The sequence below is a fragment of the Nocardiopsis salina YIM 90010 genome (assembly GCF_000341025.1).
GTDB classification, from domain to species: Bacteria; Actinomycetota; Actinomycetes; order Streptosporangiales; family Streptosporangiaceae; genus Nocardiopsis; species Nocardiopsis salina.
The window spans coordinates 1-4,465 of sequence record NZ_ANBF01000029.1 but is presented as its reverse complement, the minus strand read 5'-3'; the positions used below and the strand labels follow the sequence as shown (position 1 = coordinate 4,465).

The window sequence follows — 4,465 nt, the reverse complement described above, 5'->3', positions numbered from 1 at the left end:
AGAGCATCGGGTGGTACAGGGCGTTCGTGAAGGCCACTGGGGCCTCCCTTCTGTGTGGGGCCTACCGGCCGAAAGCTGTCTGAACGTTGCCGCGCCCGTCGGTGCGGACCATGCGGCGGATCATGCGCTTCATCTCTGAGTCGGCGCCGGTCACGTCGATCACCACCCGCTGCTCCTGACCCTCGACACGGGACGCCGAGGCATTCACGTTCGCGGGGATGCGCCCGGCGGCTCCCTGCATGGCGGCGACCCGGTCATCCAGCGGGGACATCAGGGCGTCGGCGGCCCGGTCGATTCGGGAGAGCTCGGACATGATCCCCTCGCCGAGCTGGTCGGCGATGCGTGCACCCGACACCTCGGGGGCGCCCGTGCCGGACATCGGCCCGACCTCAGCCGGGGAGAAGGGCAAGTAGCTGCGGATCGTGCTCGCGACGTTCGACATGGCCGAGCCGACCCGGCCGATCATGCCGCGGATGCCGTTGATCAGGCCCTGAATGACGTTGCGTCCGGCGTTGACCAGGAGCGAGCCGAGGTTGCCGACGGCGCCCATGATGCGACCCGGGATCTGGGCGGCCTGCGAGATCAGGTTCGAGATCTGACTCGCCGCGGTCGAGACCATGCCCGCGAAGTAGGAGCCCACCATCCCCGGCAGGGCAGCGAGTCCGGCAATGAATCCGAGCACCCCGGACACCAGACTGCTCGCGAATCCCAACGCGGAGGCCACAGCCGAGGCGAAGAGGCCGGTTACGGTCGACCAGGCGCCCGAGACCAGCGACGCCAGGGACGCCGCCCAACCTGTGACCGTCGAAATGATCGATTCCATCGCGCCGGAGATCAGCTCACCAAGCCATGTCGCCGCGGCCGAAGTCTTCTCGACGATCCAGTCCCAAGCGCTGGACGCAGCTGCAGCGATCTGGTCCCAATAGACGACGCACAGGGCGATCACGGCAATCAGCGCGATGATGCCCATGATGATCCAGGTGATCGGCGAGGCCCACAGAGCAGCGGAGAACAAAGCCTTCGCCCCGGCCGCAACGCGGAGCGCTCCCGCCACCGTCTTCAGCACACCGCCGATCTGGCCGAGCGCGGTGATCGTCATCCCGACCACGATCAACAGCGGCCCCAGGGCAGCGAGGACGGCGGCCACGACTACGGCGATCTGCAACAGGCGCGGGCTGGTGTCGTTGATCTTCTGTGTCCACTCGGTGAACCGCTGCACGACACTGGTCACGATGTTCAACAGGCCCGTGTCCCCGAGCTCCAGCATCAGCCCCTCGGCCGCGGACTGGAGCTCTTTGAGCTGACCGGACAGACCTTCCATGCGGATGTCGGCCATCTCTTGAGCGGCGCCCTCGGAACCTTCCAACTGTGCGGTGAACTCCGCCACATCGTCCGCGCCGCGCTCCACCAGCGCGAGCATCGCCGGGCCGGCCTCCTGGCCGAAGATCTGCATCATCTCCGACGTGTCCGCACCGGCGTTCTCTAGGTCCCGCATGATGTCCGGGAAGGGGCGCATCGCCCCGTCCGCGTCCTGGATGGACACACCGAGGTCGTCCATGACGTCCTGCACCTGAGCGGTCGGATTCAGAAGCTGGGACAGGGCACCGCGCAGCGCGGTACCGCCTTGCTCGCCCTGGATGCCCGCATCAGCGAGTACGCCGAGAGTTGCGGCGGTCTCCTCCAGACTCATCCCAGCCGAGGACGCGACCGGGCCCACGTAGGTGAACCCGCCGCCGAGCTGCTCGACGGAGGTGTTCGCGGACGCCGAGGCGTCGGCGAGTACGTCGGAGACCCGTGCCGCTTCGGACGCCTCGATCCCGAACCCGGACATGATGTTCGATGCGATGTCGGCCGCGGCGGCCAACTCCATTCCGCCGGCGGCGGCGAGGTTGAGCACGTCGGGTAGACCGGACATGATCTCGGTGGTGTCCCACCCGGCCATGCCGAGGAACTCCATGCCGGCGGCGGCCTCAGACGCGCTGAACTGGGTGGTTGATCCCATTTCGCGGGCGAGGCCCGTGAGGTCGTCGAGGTCCTGCCCCGTCGCGCCGGTCACTGCGCGCACACCGTTCATGCTGGACTCGAAGCTTGCGGCGGTGGTCACCACAGCGGTGCCGAGCCCCACGATGGGTGTGGTGACACCGGCTGTCAGGCCTTTGCCGACATCGGTGAGACGCCGCCCGGAATCCTGGACCTTGTCGAACCCGGATGTGGCTTTCTCGGCGGCCTGGTCGATTTCGTCGAGCCCGCCGGTATCCGCCCCGATCACGACGGTGAGTTCCTGGAGGGTGGCCACGGCTCACCCCCTCAGGCGTGCGTCATCTTCTTCTTGGCGGTGGTGTTGAGCCCGGCGGCGACTTCGCGGGCCTGGTCTGAGTCCAGACCGGTCCACTCGGTGCGGCCCGTCTCGGTGTCGACCACACTCGGTAGGGCCTGGTCGTCGCGTACCTGGTAGCGAGGCTGTCCCCGACGGGCGGGTGTGCGCCCGTTCTCGGCCCCGCCGAACGCGGCGTTCAAGGCCTTCGCGATGCTCTTGTGTTGCTGCCACGACTGCGGGGTACCGCGGCCGTGGTCCCACTGGGGCAGGAAGTCCTTCGGCTTGGCTTTCTTCTGCTTCTTATCCCTCTGGGCGTTGGCCACGACCGCGCACAACTGGGCGAACAGCACGTCCATTCTTTGCCCGCCGAGCGGACCGTTGAGCTGTTCGTATGCGGCCCACTCGGTCAGCTCCGCCGAGGAGGTCCGGCGGAGCATCTCCTCGACGGGTATGCCGAGGTGAGCGGCTACTCGGAGGTAGAGCTGTCGCTCGGGGCGGTCTCGGAGTCGTCTTTTCCCTCCTCTACCGCCCCCTGGCCGATGCCGGACAGGAGCCGCGCCACGTCGAACAGGCGATCTACGACTGCACCGTTCTTCTCACCGAGGGTCTTGGCCTTGTCGTCGGTGAACAGGCGATTGAATTCGCCATCCACGAGACACTTCACGAGGAGCTTGGCGCGCACGTTGCGCAGCCTCTGGGACGCAGGCTTGCCCTTGGCGTCCACGAACGCCGCCTCGTAGGAATCACGGTCAGAACCGGACAGACCGACGACTCGGACAGTCCCGCCCCACTCGTGAACCTCGACGTCCTCGTACTTGCGATCGTCAACCTGCTCGATCTGAGCAGCGGTCAGAAAAGCCATCAGGAAGTCTCCTCATCCATGAAGCTCGGCGGGCCACTGAGCTTGAACGTCATCGACGCCTCCATCGGACCGTCATGAGGGAAGTCGAATTCGCACCCCGTCAGCCCGGCGCTGAATTCCCACGACCCGCCGTCGGGGAAGCTCATGCGGTAGTCGTTCGGCTCGGACCCGGCGAAGTCCTCGCGGATCACATGGAGGTGCTGTTCGGAATCGAAATAGACCTCGCACTCGACCTCGCCGGTGCGCTTGATTCCGAAAATGATCTCTTCCCACTGCCCCGGGGAGCTGTGGGTGGTGACGTCGTACTCCTCGCGCTCCAGGCCGGGGCCGGAGACGTTGTGCACGTTCGCGATGGTCTCCCACTCACCCTCGGAGCCCCTTCGCTCCAGAAGAGTGGACCAGGCATCATGACCCGCCATCGGGTCCTCCTCACATACGAAGAGCCCCGCGCCGGTTGGCGTGGGGCTCGTTGTGGTCTTGGTCTGTCAGGTCTGTGCTGTGCGGATCCGGAACCGGATCACGGCGTGGCGTACCTCGGGGTTCTCGTCGCGGAGCGTCTGCCCGAACTCGAACCGCAGGCTGGTGGTGTACTGGCCGGGGCCGATGTCGAGGTCGGCGGGCCGGTGGTCGAGGAGCGCGGTCACACGGTTGGCGACGGCGTTCGCCTCGGCGAATCCGCGGTATTTGGACCACACGTGCAGGGTCACCGTGGTGTCCCGCCCGATGAAGTCGTGCGCGTTGGCCGGGGTCTCGATCGCCTCACCGATGGTCACGTAGGGCCAGGCTGCGGCCTCGGGCTCGGGCACGTAGTCGTAGACCGCCGCGCCGAGGTCGGCGTCCTCGGCGGTGAGGCGCTGGTACAGGGCGCTCTGAATGTCCGCCATCGGCCGGCGTGCGGGAACGGTGGCGCTCATGAGGGCGGCAGTTCTGTGTTCAGGAACTTCGCCATCCGGTCCGGGTAGCGCTGTTCGGCCTCGCGTGCGGACGGCTCGGCGAACGGGGTAGCGGGGCGTGTGCTGGTGCCGAACTCGACGAGCGCGCTCCACCAGGCGCGGCGCGCGCCGAACACGCCCACCTCCATCGTGAGCGGTCCCGTCTGGCGGCGTCCGATCGCACCACGCAGCGTGCCCGACGCGACCGGGACACGGTCCCGCATTGCCTCGTACACCTCCTCGGCCTCATCTCGAGTGGCGACCTCCGCCTCGGACTCCAGGCTTCGCGGCAGGTGCCGGAGCTTGCGTTCCAGTTCCTCCAAGCCCTCGACCTTGATGCGGCGCTTGCTCATA

The 4,465-nt window shown here is 67.1% G+C and carries 6 protein-coding genes; all 6 read right to left on the bottom strand.

All coding sequences use genetic code 11. From position 1 onward, the window contains the following. Positions 1-61: 61 nt before the first annotated feature. Positions 62-2,296, bottom strand: coding sequence for a phage tail tape measure protein (locus tag D474_RS30330; RefSeq protein ID WP_017612118.1), 2,235 nt, complete (start codon positions 2,294-2,296; stop codon positions 62-64). 11 nt (positions 2,297-2,307) lie between these two features. Further along, positions 2,308-2,754 carry a phage tail assembly protein T gene (locus tag D474_RS30810; protein WP_017612117.1) on the bottom strand — a complete coding sequence of 149 codons (447 nt, stop codon included), beginning with the start codon at positions 2,752-2,754 and terminating at the stop codon, positions 2,308-2,310. A gap of 29 nt (positions 2,755-2,783) precedes the next feature. Next, complete coding sequence (locus D474_RS0102980) at positions 2,784-3,179, bottom strand: hypothetical protein (protein WP_017612116.1); 396 nt, start codon at positions 3,177-3,179, stop codon at positions 2,784-2,786. Then, positions 3,179-3,598, bottom strand: coding sequence for a phage tail tube protein (locus D474_RS0102975; RefSeq protein ID WP_017612115.1), 420 nt, complete (start codon positions 3,596-3,598; stop codon positions 3,179-3,181). The genes D474_RS0102980 and D474_RS0102975 overlap by 1 nt, the downstream gene beginning before the upstream one ends. Positions 3,599-3,664: 66 nt before the next feature. Next, complete coding sequence (locus D474_RS0102970; RefSeq protein WP_152476606.1) at positions 3,665-4,093, bottom strand: DUF3168 domain-containing protein; 429 nt, start codon at positions 4,091-4,093, stop codon at positions 3,665-3,667. Beyond that, on the bottom strand, positions 4,090-4,465 hold a 376-nt coding region (locus D474_RS0102965; RefSeq protein ID WP_017612113.1), incomplete at its 5' end, for an HK97-gp10 family putative phage morphogenesis protein. The genes D474_RS0102965 and D474_RS0102970, both read right to left, overlap by 4 nt.